At 64.7% G+C, this 16,468-nt stretch carries 13 protein-coding genes; 1 reads left to right on the top strand and 12 read right to left on the bottom strand.

All coding sequences use genetic code 11. From position 1 onward, the window contains the following. Window positions 1-26: 26 nt before the first annotated feature. The 12 genes from HMPREF9465_RS08480 to mraZ all read right to left on the bottom strand — a co-directional run bounded on the left by HMPREF9465_RS08480 (window position 27) and on the right by mraZ (window position 14,006). Window positions 27-959 (bottom strand): D-alanine--D-alanine ligase, encoded by a 933-nt coding sequence (locus tag HMPREF9465_RS08480; protein ID WP_005435992.1) that lies wholly within the window; start codon window positions 957-959, stop codon window positions 27-29. A gap of 52 nt (window positions 960-1,011) precedes the next feature. Next, window positions 1,012-2,412, bottom strand: a complete 1,401-nt coding sequence (murC, locus tag HMPREF9465_RS08475) for a UDP-N-acetylmuramate--L-alanine ligase (RefSeq protein ID WP_005435991.1) — start codon at window positions 2,410-2,412, stop codon at window positions 1,012-1,014. Window positions 2,413-2,460: 48 nt separating this feature from the next. Beyond that, window positions 2,461-3,573, bottom strand: coding sequence for an undecaprenyldiphospho-muramoylpentapeptide beta-N-acetylglucosaminyltransferase (gene murG, locus HMPREF9465_RS08470; RefSeq protein WP_005435990.1), 1,113 nt, complete (start codon window positions 3,571-3,573; stop codon window positions 2,461-2,463). Then, window positions 3,570-4,775: a putative lipid II flippase FtsW gene (gene ftsW, locus HMPREF9465_RS08465; RefSeq protein WP_005435989.1), complete on the bottom strand. Its 1,206-nt coding sequence runs from the start codon at window positions 4,773-4,775 to the stop codon at window positions 3,570-3,572. Before ftsW ends, murG begins: the two co-directional genes overlap by 4 nt. Then, the gene (murD, locus tag HMPREF9465_RS08460) at window positions 4,769-6,211 is read right to left on the bottom strand and encodes a UDP-N-acetylmuramoyl-L-alanine--D-glutamate ligase (protein ID WP_005435988.1); all 1,443 of its coding nucleotides are present in this window, start codon (window positions 6,209-6,211) and stop codon (window positions 4,769-4,771) included. The genes ftsW and murD overlap by 7 nt, the downstream gene beginning before the upstream one ends. A gap of 42 nt (window positions 6,212-6,253) precedes the next feature. Further along, the gene (gene mraY, locus HMPREF9465_RS08455; protein ID WP_005435985.1) at window positions 6,254-7,408 is read right to left on the bottom strand and encodes a phospho-N-acetylmuramoyl-pentapeptide-transferase; all 1,155 of its coding nucleotides are present in this window, start codon (window positions 7,406-7,408) and stop codon (window positions 6,254-6,256) included. 49 nt (window positions 7,409-7,457) lie between these two features. After that, a complete protein-coding gene (locus HMPREF9465_RS08450) occupies window positions 7,458-8,810 on the bottom strand; it encodes a UDP-N-acetylmuramoyl-tripeptide--D-alanyl-D-alanine ligase (protein ID WP_005435983.1) in 1,353 nt (450 codons plus the stop codon). Window positions 8,811-8,812: 2 nt separating this feature from the next. Next, complete coding sequence (locus HMPREF9465_RS08445; RefSeq protein WP_005435981.1) at window positions 8,813-10,324, bottom strand: UDP-N-acetylmuramoyl-L-alanyl-D-glutamate--2,6-diaminopimelate ligase; 1,512 nt, start codon at window positions 10,322-10,324, stop codon at window positions 8,813-8,815. 23 nt (window positions 10,325-10,347) lie between these two features. Further along, window positions 10,348-12,183, bottom strand: a complete 1,836-nt coding sequence (locus HMPREF9465_RS08440; RefSeq protein ID WP_005435979.1) for a peptidoglycan D,D-transpeptidase FtsI family protein — start codon at window positions 12,181-12,183, stop codon at window positions 10,348-10,350. Further along, a complete protein-coding gene (locus tag HMPREF9465_RS08435; protein WP_005435976.1) occupies window positions 12,180-12,563 on the bottom strand; it encodes a hypothetical protein in 384 nt (127 codons plus the stop codon). Before HMPREF9465_RS08435 ends, HMPREF9465_RS08440 begins: the two co-directional genes overlap by 4 nt. After that, a complete protein-coding gene (gene rsmH / locus HMPREF9465_RS08430; protein ID WP_005435974.1) occupies window positions 12,551-13,522 on the bottom strand; it encodes a 16S rRNA (cytosine(1402)-N(4))-methyltransferase RsmH in 972 nt (323 codons plus the stop codon). Before rsmH ends, HMPREF9465_RS08435 begins: the two co-directional genes overlap by 13 nt. Before the next feature lie 61 nt (window positions 13,523-13,583). Beyond that, the gene (gene mraZ, locus HMPREF9465_RS08425) at window positions 13,584-14,006 is read right to left on the bottom strand and encodes a division/cell wall cluster transcriptional repressor MraZ (protein ID WP_038007339.1); all 423 of its coding nucleotides are present in this window, start codon (window positions 14,004-14,006) and stop codon (window positions 13,584-13,586) included. 326 nt (window positions 14,007-14,332) lie between these two features. On the opposite strand from mraZ, the gene HMPREF9465_RS08420 reads away from it, so the two are divergent. Then, entirely contained in the window at window positions 14,333-16,462 is a 2,130-nt protein-coding gene (locus HMPREF9465_RS08420) for an acetate--CoA ligase family protein (protein ID WP_005435972.1), read from the top strand. Window positions 16,463-16,468: the final 6 nt, after the last annotated feature.

The raw sequence follows: 16,468 nt of genomic DNA, 5'->3' as shown, positions 1-16,468 counted from the left end.
ACTCCGTCTGTCATCCGCTCCCGCGCTCAGTCGCAGCGGGCGAGCGACAGAACCTTGAGGCACAGGTCGGCATAATCCATGCCGACCGCACGGGCCGCCATCGGCACGAGCGAATGAGGCGTCATGCCGGGCGACGTATTGATCTCGAGCAGCGCGAAGGAGCCGTCGGCGCGCTGCAGCGCGTCGATGCGGGACCAGCCGCGTGCGCCTACGGCGGCAAACGCACGTTCGCAGAGCGAGCCGAGCGTCGCGGCCGCTTCGTCTTCGAGCTTCGCGGGGCAGTCGTAGTGCACTGCGTCGCCGAAGTACTTGTTGTTGAAGTCGTAGTCGCCTTCAGGAGCGCGGATCTCAATCACGGGAAGCGCACGACCGTCAAGCACGGCGACCGTGAACTCCCTGCCGTGGATGTACTCCTCGACAAGCACCTCGTCGCCGCGGACGCCCGCAGCGTCCTCAAGCGCCTTCCTGAGGGCGGCGACGGTCGGCTCGGCGAGCTTGGTGACGCCGATCGAGGAACCGTCGTGAGCGGGCTTGACCACGAGACCCGTCGCGCCGAGACACGCAATGGCCTCTTCAAGCACGGCGTCGTCCGCCTTCGGATCAATCATGACGCCCTCGGGTACGGGAATACCCGCACTGCGCCACACGCGCTTCGTCAGATCCTTGTCGATGGCCATGGCGCTCGCCGTAACGCCCGGCCCCGTATACGGGATGCCGAGATAGTTGAGCACGCCCTGAATGGTGCCGTCCTCGCCGAGACGGCCGTGCAGCGCGATGAACGCGCGGTCGAAGCCACCCTTTTCAAGCGTCTCAAGGCTGTCCGTCTTCGGGTCGAACTTGAGGACGTCAACGCCCTTCGACACGAGCGCCTTGTGGACGCCTTCGCCGGACATCAGAGAGACCTCGCGCTCGGAGGAAACGCCGCCCATCAGCAGCACGACACGACCTAAGTTTTCCATCTTCACTAATCCTTTCCGTTCAATTCATTCGATTCAATTCAAAGTTCCCGCGTCACTTCGCGCCGTCGGCGATCGCAGGCGCGACCCTACCGATGGAGCCTGCGCCCATGGTGATGACGACGTCGCCGTCGCGCACCATGCCCGCGATCGCATCGGCCACGCCCTCGACGGGCACGACGACGGGTCGGTGGAAGCCCTTGGCGGCAATGGCTGCGGCAAGATGCTCGCTGTCCGCACCTTCGATCAGAGCTTCGCCCGCAGGGTAGACCTCGGCGAGCACGAGCCCGTCGATGTCCTCGAGCACGTCGACGAACTGCTCGAAGCAGTCGCGGGTGCGCGTGTAGCGATGCGGCTGGAAAGCGACGATGACGCGCTTTTCGGGCCAGACGCCGCGCACGGCGGCAAGCGTCGCCGCCATTTCATGGGGATGATGACCGTAGTCGTCGATGAGCTTGTAGTGGCCCGTCACACTTCCGTCGGCGGCACGCACGGGAATGTCGCCGTATTGCGTGAAGCGGCGGCCCACGCCGCGGAATTCCGAGAGGCCACGAACAATGGCCTCGTCGGAGACGCCCACCACGGTGGCGATCGCCACGGCGGCCAGAGCATTCCTCACGTTGTGGATGCCTGGCAGGTTGAGTACGACGGGAAGCGGCGGATGATCGGGCCTCAGGATCGTGAAGGCCATCTGCGTGCCGACGGCGCGCACGTCGATCGCGCGCACCTGAGCGTCGGCCGACAGACCGTAGAGAATCACGGGCTTGGTCACGCGCGGACGAATCTCGAGCACATGCTCGTCATCGGCGCAGAGCACGGCTACGCCGTAAAACGGGAGCCTCTCGAGGAAGTCGACGAAGGCGGACTTCAGGTTCTCGAAGCTGTGGCCGTACGTGTCCATGTGATCTTCGTCGATGTTGGTGACGGCGGAAATCACGGGTGTGAGGTTGAGGAATGACGCGTCCGACTCATCCGCCTCGGCGACGAGGAATTCGCCCGTGCCGAGCCTGGCGTTCGCACCCGCGCTGTTGAGACGGCCGCCGATCACGAAGGTCGGATCAAGATCGCCTGCGGCGAGCAGCGACGCAGTGAGCGACGTGGTCGTAGTCTTTCCGTGGGCGCCCGCAATTGCGATTCCGCGGCGAAGACGCATCAGTTCGGCGAGCATCACGGCGCGCGGCACGACGGGAATGCCGAGCTCGCGGGCGGCGACGACCTCCGGGTTGTCCTCATGCACCGCCGACGAAATCACCACGGCGTCCGCGCCGCGGATGTGCTTTTTGTCGTGGCCACAGAAGACGCGCGCACCGAGCGACTGCAGGCGCTCGGTGACGGCGCTCTTCGAGAGGTCCGAGCCGCTCACGACGTAGCCGAGATTGAGCATCACCTCTGCGATGCCGCTCATGCCCGCACCGCCGATGCCGACGAAATGCAGATGGTTGACCAAAAACTTCACGCTTGAATCTCCTCAGAGGGCGGGAAAGGGATCCCGCCCGTCAATCCTTTACTTGGCGTCCTGCGCTCCCGTCCTGCGGGCGACGGTTTCGACGATGAGGTTCGCCACGGCCTCGGCGGCCTGCGGACGCGCCGTCGCACGGGCGTTCTTCGCAAGCTCAAGCAGATGGTCGCGGGTGAGCCCCGAGATGAGTTCGGCCATGCGCTCGACCGTAAACTCGGGCTGCGGCACCATGATCGCGGCATGACGCTCGACCATGTACTTCGCGTTGCCCGTCTGATGCGCCGTCGTCTTGGCGACGAACGGAACGAGAATGCTCGCCACGCCCGCCGCGCAAAGCTCGGAGACGCTCGTCGCGCCCGCGCGGCAGATCACCACGTCGCAGTCCTCGTATCGGGCCGCCATGTCGTTGATGAAGGGAACAACCTCGGCCTTGACGCCGAGCTTTTCATAGGCCTCGCGCACGGGCGCATCGCGGTCCTTGCCCGTCTGATGAACGATGATCGGACGCTGCTCCTGCGGAATGGCCGCAAAGACGGCGGGCATGTTGTCGTTGAAGACCTGGGCGCCGAGGCTGCCGCCGAAGATGAAGACGCGCAGCGGCCCCGTGCGGTTCGCCATGCGGTCCTGCGGGGGTGAGACGGCGACAATCTCCTCACGAACGGGGTTGCCCGTCGTGCGGCCCTTTTCCTTCGCAAACGTCCTCGCGCCGCCGGCAAAGCCGCAGGCGAGCGCGTCGCAGAAGGGAAGCAGCGTATTGGTGGACATCAGCAGGTCCGCATCGCAGTTCATCATCACGAGCGGAAGCTTCCTGCGGTGAGCGGCAAAGCCGAACGGCACGGCGACGTAGCCGCCCGTCGAGAAGACGGCGTCGGGCTTTAGCTCATTGAGAAGCTTCATCGACGCGAAGAATGCGCCGATCAGCTTGAAGCCGCCCTTGATCGCGCCGAGCGGACCGCGGCCGCGCACGCCCTGAAAGTCGAGTGCGTGGAACGGAATGCCGTGGCGCTCCACGAGCCCGCGCTCCATGCCTGCGACCGTGCCGACCCAGGAGATCTTCCATCCCCTGCTTGCCATGACCTTCGCCACGGCAAGGCCGGGCATCACGTGACCGCCCGTACCGGCCGCAAGAATCACCAAATGTTTCGAATCCGTGCTCACACCTGACCTCCGCGCATCAGCATTCTGTTTTCCTTGTCAACGCGCAGCAGCAGGCCGATGGCGATGAGGCCCGAGAGCAAGGCGCTGCCCCCGAAGCTCACGAAGGGAAGCGTCAGACCCTTGGTCGGCAGTAGCCCCGAGGCCACGCCCACGTTAATGAAGACCTGCACGCCGAACCATACGCCGATGCCCTGCGCAAGAAGACCCTGAAAGAATCTTTCCAATTTGATCGACACGCGTCCGATCTCGAACGCATGCCTAATAAGCCAATAGTAAATGAAGAGAACGAGGCAGACGCCCACGAAGCCCGTCTCCTCGGCGATCACCGCCATGATGAAGTCGGTGTGCGCCTCGGGAAGGTAGTAGAGCTTCTCGACCGAGCCGCCGAGGCCCACGCCGAAGAGTTCTCCGCGTCCGAATGCGATCAGGGAGTGCGACAGCTGGTAAGCCTTGTCGAGCACGTGCTCGGGAGCCCAAGGATCCCAGTATGCAAAGATTCTGCCCAAGCGCCACGGCGTGTCGATGATCATCCAGAAGACGAAGCCCACGACGACCGAGATCACAAAAGTGAAGATTTTAAAGGAGAGGCCGCCTAAAAACAGCACGCCCATGATTTCGGCGACGATGACCACCATGGCCCCGAGGTCGGGCTGCTGAATGATGAGGGCCGCAATGGCCACCATGGCGAACGCCATCGGGATGAAGCCCTTCTGGAAGGAATGCATGTATTCCTGCCTCATCACGGCGAACCATGCAGCCATGATCAGAGCCGCGACCTTCATGATTTCCGAGACCTGTAGGTTCATCACGCCCAGACTGATCCAGCGCTTCGCGCCGTTGACGGTTTTGCCGACGCCCGGCAGCAGCACGCACACCAGCAGGATGAGCGCCCCGAAGAACACCCAGAGCGCGTAGCGCTGCCAGAAGCTCATCGGAATCTTCGTGACGATCCAGCCCGCGCAGACACCGACGACGATGCTCTGCAGATGCTTCATGACGAAGTAGAGCGCGTCGACGCCGTAACGGGAGTTGTCGGCGAAGACGGACGTGGCGGAGTACACCATGACGGTGCCGATGCCGAGCAGTGCGGCCACGCAGATGATCACCTCAAGGCTCGCGTTCGCACGCTCCTTGAGCGTCGCGACGGCGCGCCCCTGCGTCTGCCAGTCCTCCTTCTTCTTTTTCCGTCCGAAGCTCAGCACGCCTGCTCCTCGGCCGCAATCGCGCGGGCACAGGCAATGAATCGGGCGCTTCGCTCGGCATAGTCCCTGAACATGTCCCAGGAGGCGCAGGCGGGCGAGAGAAGAAGCACGTCTCCCTGCGCATGCCTTGCCCAGAGCCAGTACACGGCTTCCTCAAGCGTCGTCTGACGCGCCATGGGAATGCCCGTAGCGGAAAGCGCCTCCTCGATCAGGGGCGCGTCGCGCCCGATGAGGGCGACGGCGCCAGCCGTGCCTTTCAGGGCTTCGACCAGAGGCGAGAAATCCTGCCCCTTGCCGTCTCCGCCGAGAATGATGAGGATGCGGCGGCCCTGAGCTGCGAAGCCCTTAACGGCAGCGGCCACAGCGCCCACGTTGGTGCCCTTCGAGTCGTCGATGAAGGTAACGCCGTCACAATCGAGCACGCGCTCGACTCGATGCGGCTCGCCCCCGTACGCGGCAAGCGCGGCGAGCGCAGGTCCGACGGGCAGGCCTGCAGCCTCGATGAGGGCGAGCGCGGCAAGTGCGTTCATCGCGTTGTGGCGGCCGGCAATGAGAAGCGACTTTTCAGGGCAGAAGAGCGTGGGCTCAGACGCGCCCTCATCAAGCCTGGAAAGCCACAGCAGGCCGTCAGCCCCTCTGGCGAGGCCGTATTCGCCCGCCTTGACGGGCTCACCGCCGCCGAACGTGCGCACGGGACCTCCCTGTGCAAGACGGAGCGTCTCGGCGTCCTCGCGATTGACGACGCGAACGGTGTCCTGCTTGAAGATGCGCCCCTTCGCCTCGGCGTAGGCCTTCATGTCGCCGTGCCAATCAAGGTGGTCCTCGGTGACGTTCAGAACAGCTGCGGATACGCACTTGAGGCTCGACGTCGTGTCGAGCTGAAAGCTCGAGAGCTCAAGCACCCAGACCTCGGGCAGAACGCCTGCATCGAGCGCCTTGTCGAGCTCGGTCACGGCGTTGGGGCCGATGTTGCCCGCAGCCGTCGCACGACGGCCGCCCTCGGCGGCCATCTTCGTGACCAGCGTCGTCGTGGTCGTCTTGCCGTTCGTGCCGGTCACGCCGATTACGACGGGGCGGTAACCCGTGCGGGCCTCAAGGTCTGCGAGCGCTCTGGCGAAGAGTTCGATCTCGCCCACGACCTCAATGTCGCGGGCCCTGGCGCTCGCGACAAGCGGTGCAGCCGCACCGAAGCGGGTGGAAAGCCCGGGGGACATCACGACGAGCGAAACGCCGTCGAGGAGCGATTCGGGCAGGCCGCCCGTGCGGATTTCCGCATCGGGCATCTCGGCCCCGAGCCTTTGCGCACCGGCGGGCGCCTCGCGCGTGTCGGCCGCGCGGATTTTCCATCCGCGGCGACCGAGATGATGCGCACAGGCGAGCCCAGAGGCGCCGAGCCCAACGATGAGGGCGGTCTTCTTGTCAACTTCCTGCTTCATGATCAAACTGTCCTTTTCAAACCCCGCGGAACGCCCTGCCCGTCAGCGGATCTTGAGCGTCGAAAGGCCGATGAGCACGAGGATCATCGTGATGATCCAGAAGCGCGTGACGACCTGGGTCTCCTTCCAGCCCTTGAGCTCGAAGTGATGATGGACGGGAGCCATCAGGAAGATGCGCTTGCCGTGGGAGAGGCGGAAGTAGACCGTCTGAATCATGACGGAGAGCGTCTCCACGACGAAGATGCCGCCCATGACGGCGAGCACGAGTTCCTGACGGGTGATGACGGCCATGGTGCCGAGGCAGCCGCCGAGCGCCAGCGCGCCCACGTCGCCCATGAAGACCTGGGCGGGATGGGCGTTGTACCAGAGGAACGCGAGACCTGCGCCGAGCAGGCCCCCTGCGATCACGACGAGTTCGCCCGCCCCCGGAATGTAGGGAAAGATCAGATAGCCCGCATAGTCGGGACGTCCCACGACGTAGGCGAAGATGCCCAGCGCACCGCCCACCATGACGCTCGGAAGGATGGCAAGACCGTCGAGGCCGTCGGTGAGGTTCACGGCGTTGGAGCTGCCGACGATCACCACATACGTGAAGACCATGAAGCCCACCAGGCCGAGCGGAAGGGCGATGTCCTTGAAGCACGGGATGAGAAGGTGAAGGTTGCTCGAGATGTCGAGCGGGAAGCCAGCCTCGACCCAGCCCGCAATCGTCTCGGTGAGCGTTCCGCCCGCAGGAACGGAAAGCGCAAATACAAGGTAGAAGGCTGCGGCAAGGCCGATCACGGACTGCCACGAGAACTTCTCCCTCGCGCTCATGCCCTTGGGATTGTGGTGCACGACCTTGCGGTAGTCGTCGATCCAGCCGATGGAGCCGTAGCCGAGCGTCACGAAGAGCACGACCCAGATGAAGCGGTTGGAGAGATCGGCCCAGAGCAGAGTCGAAACCGTGATGGCGAAGAGAATGAGCGCGCCGCCCATCGTCGGCGTGCCGTCCTTGACGAGATGGGTCTTGGGCCCGTCGGTGCGCACGGCCTGTCCGAAATGCAGGTTCTTAAGGCGGGCGATCATCCAGGGACCGAGCGCAAACCCGATCCCCATGGAGGTGAGCGCGGCAAGCACCGCGCGCAGCGTCAGGTAGTTGAAGACGTTGAGGGCCGGGAAACCGTCGGCCAGAGAGCGGAAAAGTTCTAGAAGCATGTTGCAAAGCCTGAAGGCTCAGGCTCTCTTTGTTCTTGGATTGCTGGGTTTATTCTTCGTTGTCCTGCAGGGCGCGCACGACGGCCGCAAAGCCCATGAAGTGGCTCGCCTTGACGGTCGCCGTCCCCCTGAGACCCTTGAGTGCCTCGATGAGGGCGTCTCTGGTCTCGAACCAGCGGCCGCCTTCGCCGAAGGCCTCCGCTGCATGACGGGAAAGCGGACCGCAGGCGTAGAGGGCGTCGATGCCGAGCGATCTGGCGTACTCGCCGGCCTCGCGGTGGGCTTCTTCGGCGCTGTCGCCGATCTCGCCCATGTCGCCCAGGATGAAGGTCCTCGGGCCCGCCTCGCCCGCAAGGACGTTCATGGCGGCGCGCACGCTGTCGGGATTGGCATTGTATGCCTCGTCGATCACAACAAGGTGCTTTCCGACGAAACGCGTGCCGCGTCCGGGAACAGGCTCGAAGGCGCCGAGCCCCGCCGCAACGGCCTCGGGGCCGATGCCCATGGCAAAAGCCGCAGCCGCAGCGCCCGTGGCGTTGTGCACGTTGTGGCTTCCCGTAATGCGAAGCTTCGTGCGCACCACGTCGCCTTCGTCCGTCGAGATCACGAGCTCTCCGTTCTCGACTCGGCCCATGACGTCGGCCTCGACGTCGGGATCAGTCGAATAGGTCAGCTCGTCGACGCCGCGCGCGAGCGCGAGGTCGGCCCAGATGTCCGCGCATGCGTCGTCGGCGGGATAGACCGCCGTGCCGCTCTCGGGGAGGGCGGCGATCACGAGTCCGTTTTCACGGGCCGTCTCCTCGACGCCCCTGAGGAACTCCTGATGCTCGCGCTGCGCGTTGGTAAGCAGCGCCACGGTCGGACGCGTCCAGTCGGCGAGCCTCGCCATTTCGCCCCTGTGGTTCATGCCGCACTCGATCACCGCACCGCGGTGCTCGAAGGCAAGCTTCAGAAGCATCTTGGGCACGCCGACCTCGTTGTTGAAGTTGCCTTCGGTCGCGCACATGCGCTCGGCGCCCCATCGCACGAGGAGGATCGATGCAAGCATCTGGGTCGTCGTGGTCTTGCCGTTGCTGCCGGCGACGACAGCGAGCGGAAGCGCAAAGCGTCCGCGCCAGGCCTTGGCCGCAAGCCCGAAGGCCAGCCCCGAGTCCGTGACGACGATCTGGGTGATGGCGGCGTCCACCTTGCGTTCGACGATGGCGCACACGGCGCCCGCCTCGGCCGCTCCGACAACAAAGTCGTGCCCGTCAAAACGCTCGCCCGAAAGCGCAACGAAGACATTTCCCGCCTTCACCGTGCGGGTGTCCGTCGAAAAGCCCTCGTAGGACTGCGAAAAGTCTCCGGCCGCCGCAACGACAACCGGCTCGAGCGCTTCAAGAAGTTGCTGCAGGCATTCCATGATCAGACTCCCTCAACCGCGCGCAGCATCTGCACGCGTCGTTCGTTGAAGGCCTCGCGCACGACTTCGGAATCGCTGAAGTGGTGCTTAACGCCGTTGATTTCCTGATAATCCTCATGGCCCTTGCCGGCGATGAGCACAACGTCGGCTCCGTCGGCCTCGGCAACGGCGTGATGAATCGCCTCGGCCCTGTCCGTCACGACTCGGGCGCCGGGTGCGCCCGCCGAAATGTCGGCGATGATCGCGTCGGGATCCTCCGTGCGCGGATTGTCGCTCGTGACGACGACCTCGTCGGCGAGCCTGACGGCGATGCCGCCCATGACGGGACGCTTGCCTGCGTCACGGTCGCCGCCGCAGCCAAAGACCGCCCAGAGGCGACCGCCGCGGGCCTGTGCCACAGGCCTCAGGCTCTCAAGCGCCTTTTCAAGCGCATCGGGCGTATGGCTGTAGTCGACCACCGCAAGAGGCGCGCCCTCGGCGCGCATGAGCTGCATGCGACCCGGAGGCGACGCAAGCGACTCGGCCCAGGCCGCGAGCCTGTCTGCTTCGCAGCCCTTTGCAAGCAGCACGGTGGCCGCCTGAATGAAGTTCGAGACGTTGAAGCCGCCCACCTGCGCAAGGTGCACAGACGTCGCAGCTCCGTCCACCTTCATCAGGAAACGCGTGCCCGCCTCGGTGGCCTCGATGTCCGAGGCCTCGACGACATGGTCGGCCGCAAAAGGCACGACGCCCGTCAGGGTCGTCGCCCAGACGGCCGCGCCGTTCTCCCTCGCCGTCTCGGCCATGAGTCCCGCATAAGGGTCGTCGACATTGACGACCGCGGTCCTGAGGCCGGGCCAGGCGAAAAGAATGGCCTTGGCTTCGGCATAGGCGTCCATGGTAACGTGGTAGTCAAGATGATCGCGCGTCAGATTTGTGAAGACGGCCGTGTCGAAATGGGATCCCGTCATGCGGCCCTGCTCAAGCCCGATCGAACTTGCCTCGACGGCAAAGGCCTTCGCGCCAGCCTTTTCAAGGTCGGCGTAGACGCCCTGAAGGCTCACGGCGTCGGGCGTCGTGAGCGCGGGCATGTCGAAGGACTCGCCCGCGAACCTGCAGCCCACCGTGCCCATGACGGCGCAGGGCGTGCCGAAGTTCGTCAGAAGCGCGGCGATCCAGTGCGTGGTCGTCGTCTTGCCGTTCGTGCCCGTCACGGCGACGCCCGTCATCCTCGAGGACGGGTCGCCGTAGAAGGCGGCCGCCACCTCTCCTAGGTGCTTCGAGAGGTCGTCGACGGAAAGGCTGGCGATCGGGAAGCGCTCGGCGTCGGGCGCATCGTTGCGCGTCTCCATCAGCACGCCTGCCGCGCCTCGCGCGGCCGCCACGCGGATGAATGCGCGGCCATCGGCCTTGAGGCCGGGAACGGCGACGAAGACGTCGCCCGGCTTCACGCTGCGGCTGTCGAGCCGCAGATGGGCGCCGTCATGCACAAGGGCCTTGAGCCAGGCCGTCACTTCGTTCATCGACTTGTTCATCTTGTGTTCAATCCATTGCGTTGTCAGTGTCTAACCTTCGCGAGAAGCCCGCCGCCCGCAGGCGCCGTCTTGTCATCGGGCGAAACCATCAGGGTGCGCAGCGCACCCGTGGCCACCTCGTTGAAGACGGGGGCGGCCACCAGACCGCCGAAGCGGCCTTTCTTGGGCTCGTCGACCATCACGGCGACGATGAAGCGGGGCTGGGTCGCGGGCACGATGCCCACGAAGCTCGCCACCACGTCCCTCGTGTACTGTCCGTTCTTCACCTTGTTGGCCGTGCCCGTCTTGCCCGCGACCGAGTAGCCCGCCACATTGACGTTGGAGGCCGTGCCGCCGCGCTTGACGGTCACCATCATCATGGCCCTCATGCGGCGTGCGGTTTCAGGCTTGAAGACCTGCGTGCCTGCGGCAGTCTCGCCAGGCATTCGCTTGAAGAGCGTGAGGTCGATGACGTCGCCGTTTCTCGCAAGCGCCGTGTACGCCTTGACAAGCTGCATGAGGGAGACGGTCACGCCGTGTCCGTAGGAAATCGTCGCCTGCTCGACGGGGCGCCAGGTCTTGCCTGGACGCAGTCTGCCCGAGGTCGCGCCGGGAAAGCCGATCTTGGGCGCATTGCCGAAGCCGAGCTCCGAATACGTCTCATAGAGCGTCTGTGGCGAGATTTCGAGGGCGATCTTCGCCGTGCCGATGTTGGAGGACTTGGCCACGACCTCGGCCACCGTCAGAAGGCCGTAGTCGTGCGTATCGCCGATCGTGCGGTCGCCGATCGTGAGCTTGCCGGGCGACGTCTGGATGGTCGTGAGCGGATCCACAAGCCCCATGTCGAGCGCCTTCGCAATGGCAAACGGCTTCATCGTAGAGCCGGGCTCGAACTGGTCGGTGAGCACGCGGTTGCGCACGCGCTCGAAAAGCACCGTGGAACGATCGTTCGGATCGTACGTGGGCTCGTTGGCCAGCGCGATGATCTCGCCCGTGTTGACGTCCGCCACCACGACGGCGCCCGCCTTAGCCTGATGTCGCTCGATGGCGGCCCTGAGCGCCTCGTAGGCGATGAACTGGACTCTGGAGTCGATCGCAAGGGTCACGTCGGTGCCCGCCTCGCTTTCCTTGGCCCAGACGTCGTCGACGATGCGGCCGTGACGGTCGCGGATCACGCGCCTCGAGCCCGCGCGCCCTGCCAGCACATGGTCGCGGGCAAGTTCGACGCCTTCCTGTCCGTGATCGTCCGCACCCGTGTATCCCACGATGTGAGCCATGGCGGGACCGTCGGGATAGCGGCGGCGCATTTCGGGCGACATACCGATGCCGGGGATCCTGAGTGCACCGACGGCCTCGGCCAGGCCGAGATCGCGGTTGCGGGCCAGATAGACGAAGTTGGGCGACGAGCTGTGGTCAAGCTTCTTGAGCAGCTCCGAGTACTTGATGCCGAGCAGCTTCGCAAGCTCGCGCAGCTGCTGCTTCTCCTCCTTCGTGCTGCGGGGCACGAGCGCAGGGTCCGCCCAGACGCTACGGCAGGGCTGGCTCGACGCGAGCACGATGCCGTTGCGGTCGAGGATCTCGCCTCGGGGCCCCTGGATCGTGATCGTGCGCGCAAAGCGCTTTTCGCCCTCGTTCTGCAGGAAGTCATTGTTGAAGACCTGCAGATAAAAGGTTCTGCCCGCAAGAATGAAGAAAAGCATCAGGATTCCGAAAAACGCAAGGTAGGTGCGGTTCTTCGGAATGGGAATGATGATGAGGGGGTCGGCGGCATGCTCGGGCGCAGCCTTTCTGGCCTCACGGTCCTTTGCGAGGAAGTCCGCGATCTTCTCCCAGACGGCGAGCACGGAACGCTCGATCCATTCGAGAAGCGACAGCTTCATGGACGGCCTCCTCTGGAGCCCTCGGAGGCCCCCGCCTTGCCATCGGCCGCCGCAGCCTGAGCTGCGGCCGTGTCGGGCGCAAACGTGACCCTGTGATGTTCGTCCACCACCAGGTTCACCGTATTCTCGCCTCTGGCCACCTCGAGTCCGAGCGCACCCGCGCCGTCAGCGATGCTTCCGGGAAGCGACGCCTTGCGGACCTTGAGAAGAAGGTGGGCCTCGTCGTCGGCGAGCCTGCGGCCCACGTCGACGGCGCGCTCATGCTCCACGAAGAGCGTGCGCGCCCTGTACTGGACGTTGACGAGCGTGATGGCAAGCGCAAAGAGGACGAGACCCAGCACGGCCACGACGACCAGGTCCATCTTGCTTACCTGGCGCATGCCCCGTCCTCCGGACGCCAGGGCGACACGGTTCGCACGCCGACGCGGAGAATCGCCGAACGCGCGCGCGGATTCGCCTCGCACTCGGCCTCGGACGGCTTGATGCGCTCAATGTTGTCGAAGAGCGGCTTGGGCAGCATGTCGTTCGTGAGAGGAAGCCTCGGATCGAGCCCGCGCTCGGGGTGGGCCGCCCTGTCGAAGAAGTGCTTGACGATGCGGTCCTCGAGCGAGTGGAAGGTGATGACGGCAAGACGCCCCTCGGGCTTCAGAAGCCCTCCGGCGGCGTCAAGCGCCTGCTTGAGCTCGTCGAGCTCATGGTTCACCTCGATGCGCACGGCCTGAAAGGTGCGCGTGGCGGGATGCTGGCCCATGTCCTTGCGGTTGCGAGGCACGACGCCTGCAACCAGATCCGCAAGCTCGCGGGTTGTCTCCAGGGGCTTCGTCTTCCTGCGTGCGACGATCGCACGCGCAATCGGTCCCGCAAAGCGCTCCTCGCCGTAAAGGCTGATCACGTGGCGGAGGTCGCGCTCCTCGGCCTGCGCCAGCCACTCGGCCGCCGTCATGCCGCGCGTGGTGTCCATACGCATGTCGAGCGGACCGTCAAAGCGGAAGGAGAAGCCGCGCGCAGCGTCGTCGATCTGGGGGGACGAGACGCCGATGTCGAGAAAGATGCCGTCGGCCTGATGAACGCCGATCGCGGCAAGAGACTCCGTCATCGTCGAGAAGGGCTCGTGAATGATCGTGAACCTCGGATCCGTCCAGCTTCTGGCAACCTCGACCGCCTGGGGATCGCGATCGAACGCAATGAGCCGTCCCTTCGGGGACAGCTTTTCAAGAATGCGACGCGAATGACCTCCGCGCCCGAATGTTCCGTCGACGTACAGTCCGTCAGGGTCTCCCACAAGCGCCTCCGGCGCCTCCTCGCCCAAAACCGACAGATGAATGAATGCCTCGCTCACGCCCGCAACTCACAAACGATGGAGGCGGAACCAACCGCTCCGCCCCGAAAATTCTTCACAATCAGAACGAGAAGTCCGCCGCATCAAGCTCGGCCGCGAGCGCCTCGCGTTCACGCGCCTCAAGCGTGCTTCTGTCCCACAACTCGAAGTGCTCGCCCATGCCGATCAGCGCAACCTCCCTGTCGAGGCCGCACATCTGCCTGAGTTCGGAGGGAATCAGAATCCTGCCTGCACGGTCCGGCTCCAGATCGACGGCGCTGCCGAGAACATAGCGCACGAAGGCGCGCGCCGAATACGGCAGCTTCGCCAGCGCCCTGCGCTTTTCCTCCCAGACGGGCGCCGGATACAACACCAGACAGCCGTCGGGATGCCTCGTCACCGTGACTTTTCCCGCACACGAAACGGCAAGAGCCTCCCGATGCCTTGCAGGCATCGACAGGCGTCCCTTCTGATCCAATGACAAGAGCGAAGTGCCTTGAAACACCCTCGGTCCTCCCGCAACCAGCCGTTTCGTTCGCCGCACGAGCCTGCGGCCCGCAGCGGATCTCCCCCACTTTTTCCCACTTCTGCAGTCTCACTTTAGCGTCAAGGCGTCCGACGGTCAAGGCAGGCAACATCTTTTTTCGAGGCCCCGCATCCGCTCCCGCGTAGGACTCCGGACTAGATAATTCGCCTTAGCCCGCACAGCAAGCCGTCCGTCATGTGATAGGCTTGACGGATTGCCTCTCCGAAAGCGCCGTACAGCCTCATCCTCACGCGTTTTCACCGAGAGAGGCCCCCTCGAACCCACCCTTCGATCTGACACGACTTATGAACATCCTCGACAAGATCATGAAGCCCCGCTCGATCGCGGTCGTCGGCGCCTCCACCAAGCAGCACACCATCGGCTCGGACATCATGAAGCGCCTGCGTGAATACGGCTACGCTGGCCCCGTCTATCCTGTCAACCCGAAGGGCGGCGTCATCGAAGGCCTACCCGCCTATGCGACGGTGCTCGACATTCCCGGCGAAGTGGACCTTGCCGTCATCATCGTGAACGCACGCTTCGTGCTTCAGACGATCGACCAGTGCCACGAAAAGGGCATCAAGGGCCTGTGCGTGATCTCCGCAGGCTTCAAGGAAACGGGGACTGAAGGCGCCCGGCTCGAGGCCGAGCTTCTCGAACGCGTCCGCCGCTACGGCATGCGCTGCGTGGGGCCGAACTGTCTCGGCGTCGTCAACACGCATCCCGCCGTGCGCATGGACGCCTGCTTTGCCGAAGCGCTGCCCGAGCGCGGCAACATCGGCTTCGTCTCCCAATCCGGTGCGCTCGGTGGGGGCATCCTCAACATTCTCCGCGACCTCAACCTCGGCTTCGCGCAGTTCATTTCGATCGGCAACCAGGCCGACGTGAACGCCGAGACCGCGCTTGAATACTGGGAGGGAGACAAAGACGTCAGGCAGATCCTTCTCTACATGGAGTCCATCCAGAATCCCGTAAACTTCCGCCGCATCGCCTCGCGCCTCTCCAAGAAGAAGCCCGTGCTCGCACTCAAGGCGGGCCGCTCGGCCGCAGGCGCCTCCGCCGCATCCTCCCACACGGGCAGTCTTGCAGGCGCCGACCTCGCCGCCGACGCGCTCCTGCGCCAGTCGGGCGTCATCCGCGAGTTCTCCCTCAAGAATCTCTTCGCAACCGCCAAGGTCTTCGCCAACTGCCCGATTCCGAAGGGCGACAGGGTCGCCATCGTCACGAACTCCGGCGGCCCCGGCATCATGGGCACCGACGCCATCTGCGAAAAGGGCATGAAGATGGCCGAGCTCACGGACGAAACGAAGGCGAAGCTCCGCAGCTTCCTGCCTGCCGCCGCCTCCGTCAGGAATCCCGTCGACATGATCGCCTCCGCTCCGATCGAGCACTATCGCCAGACGCTCGAAACGGTGCTCGCCGATCCGAACGTCGACATGGTCATCACGATCTACCTGCCGTTCCTCGGCCTCAAGGACACCGACGTCGCCCGCGCGATCATGGAGATCAAGGCCGCACATCCCGAAAAGCCCGTCGTCGGCGTCTTCATGACGAAGAGCGAGTTCTTCACGGCATTCTCCGCCGCCGACGTCAACGTGCCCTTCTTCATGTACGTCGAGGAGGCGGTCGAGGGCCTAGCGCGCCTCAACGAGCAGCGCCTCTGGATCGAGCGCCCCGAGGGCGTGCTTCCCGACTTCAAGGTTGACGGCGAACGCGCCCGCAACATCATCCGCACGGCGCTTGCCGACGGCCGCGACCAGCTTACGACGCGCGAGAGCATCGACGTTCTCGACGCCTACGGCGTGCGCGTGTGCAGGGCCGGCTTTGCCGCAGACGAGGACGCAGCGGTCGCCGTCGCCGACCGCATCGGCTACCCCGTCGTCATGAAGATGACCTCCAAGACCACGTCCCACAAGACGGACGTGGGCGGCGTGCGCGTCAACATCGGCTCAGCCGAGGCGCTTCGCGCCGAATACCGCGACCTCGTCGCCAAGCTCGACGAGCGCGGCCTGCTCGACGGGCTTGAAGGCGTCATCATTCAGGAAATGGTCAACGGCTCCCGCGAAATGGTCTGCGGCATCGCCACCGACCCGCAGTACGGCCCGATGCTGATGTTCGGCCTCGGCGGCGTCTTCGTCGAGGTCATGAAGGACGTCGCCTTCCGCATCGCACCCGTCACGGACACCGACGCTCGCGACATGGTCCGCTCGGTCAAGGCCTACAAGCTTCTTCAGGGCGCCCGCGGCACGACGCCCGCCGACATCGCCAAGGTTGAGGAGACGCTCCTGCGTCTCTCCCAACTCGTGACCGACCTTCCCTTCATCGACGAACTTGACATCAATCCGCTCATGATCTCGGAAAAGACTGGCGAGCCGATCGCCGTCGACGGCCGCATCAAAGTGCGCCGCTGCGAGGCCGAATCGGCTCTCGCCTGATCGATC

This window comes from Sutterella wadsworthensis 2_1_59BFAA, assembly GCF_000297775.1.
Lineage (GTDB): Bacteria > Pseudomonadota > Gammaproteobacteria > Burkholderiales > Burkholderiaceae_F > Sutterella > Sutterella wadsworthensis_A.
This window is presented reverse-complemented; position numbering and strand designations above follow the sequence as displayed.

Bases quoted from the DNA above. Each gene is read 5' to 3' on its own strand.
- HMPREF9465_RS08480 (WP_005435992.1), bottom strand. From the start codon at position 959: ATGGAAAACTTAGGTCGTGTCGTGCTGCTGATGGGCGGCGTTTCCTCC.
- murD (WP_005435988.1), bottom strand. From the start codon at position 6,211: ATGAAGCAGGAAGTTGACAAGAAGACCGCCCTCATCGTTGGGCTCGGC.
- mraY (WP_005435985.1), bottom strand. From the start codon at position 7,408: ATGCTTCTAGAACTTTTCCGCTCTCTGGCCGACGGTTTCCCGGCCCTC.
- HMPREF9465_RS08450 (WP_005435983.1), bottom strand. From the start codon at position 8,810: ATGGAATGCCTGCAGCAACTTCTTGAAGCGCTCGAGCCGGTTGTCGTT.
- HMPREF9465_RS08445 (WP_005435981.1), bottom strand. From the start codon at position 10,324: ATGAACAAGTCGATGAACGAAGTGACGGCCTGGCTCAAGGCCCTTGTG.
- HMPREF9465_RS08440 (WP_005435979.1), bottom strand. From the start codon at position 12,183: ATGAAGCTGTCGCTTCTCGAATGGATCGAGCGTTCCGTGCTCGCCGTC.
- HMPREF9465_RS08435 (WP_005435976.1), bottom strand. From the start codon at position 12,563: ATGCGCCAGGTAAGCAAGATGGACCTGGTCGTCGTGGCCGTGCTGGGT.
- HMPREF9465_RS08420 (WP_005435972.1), top strand. From the start codon at position 14,333: ATGAACATCCTCGACAAGATCATGAAGCCCCGCTCGATCGCGGTCGTC.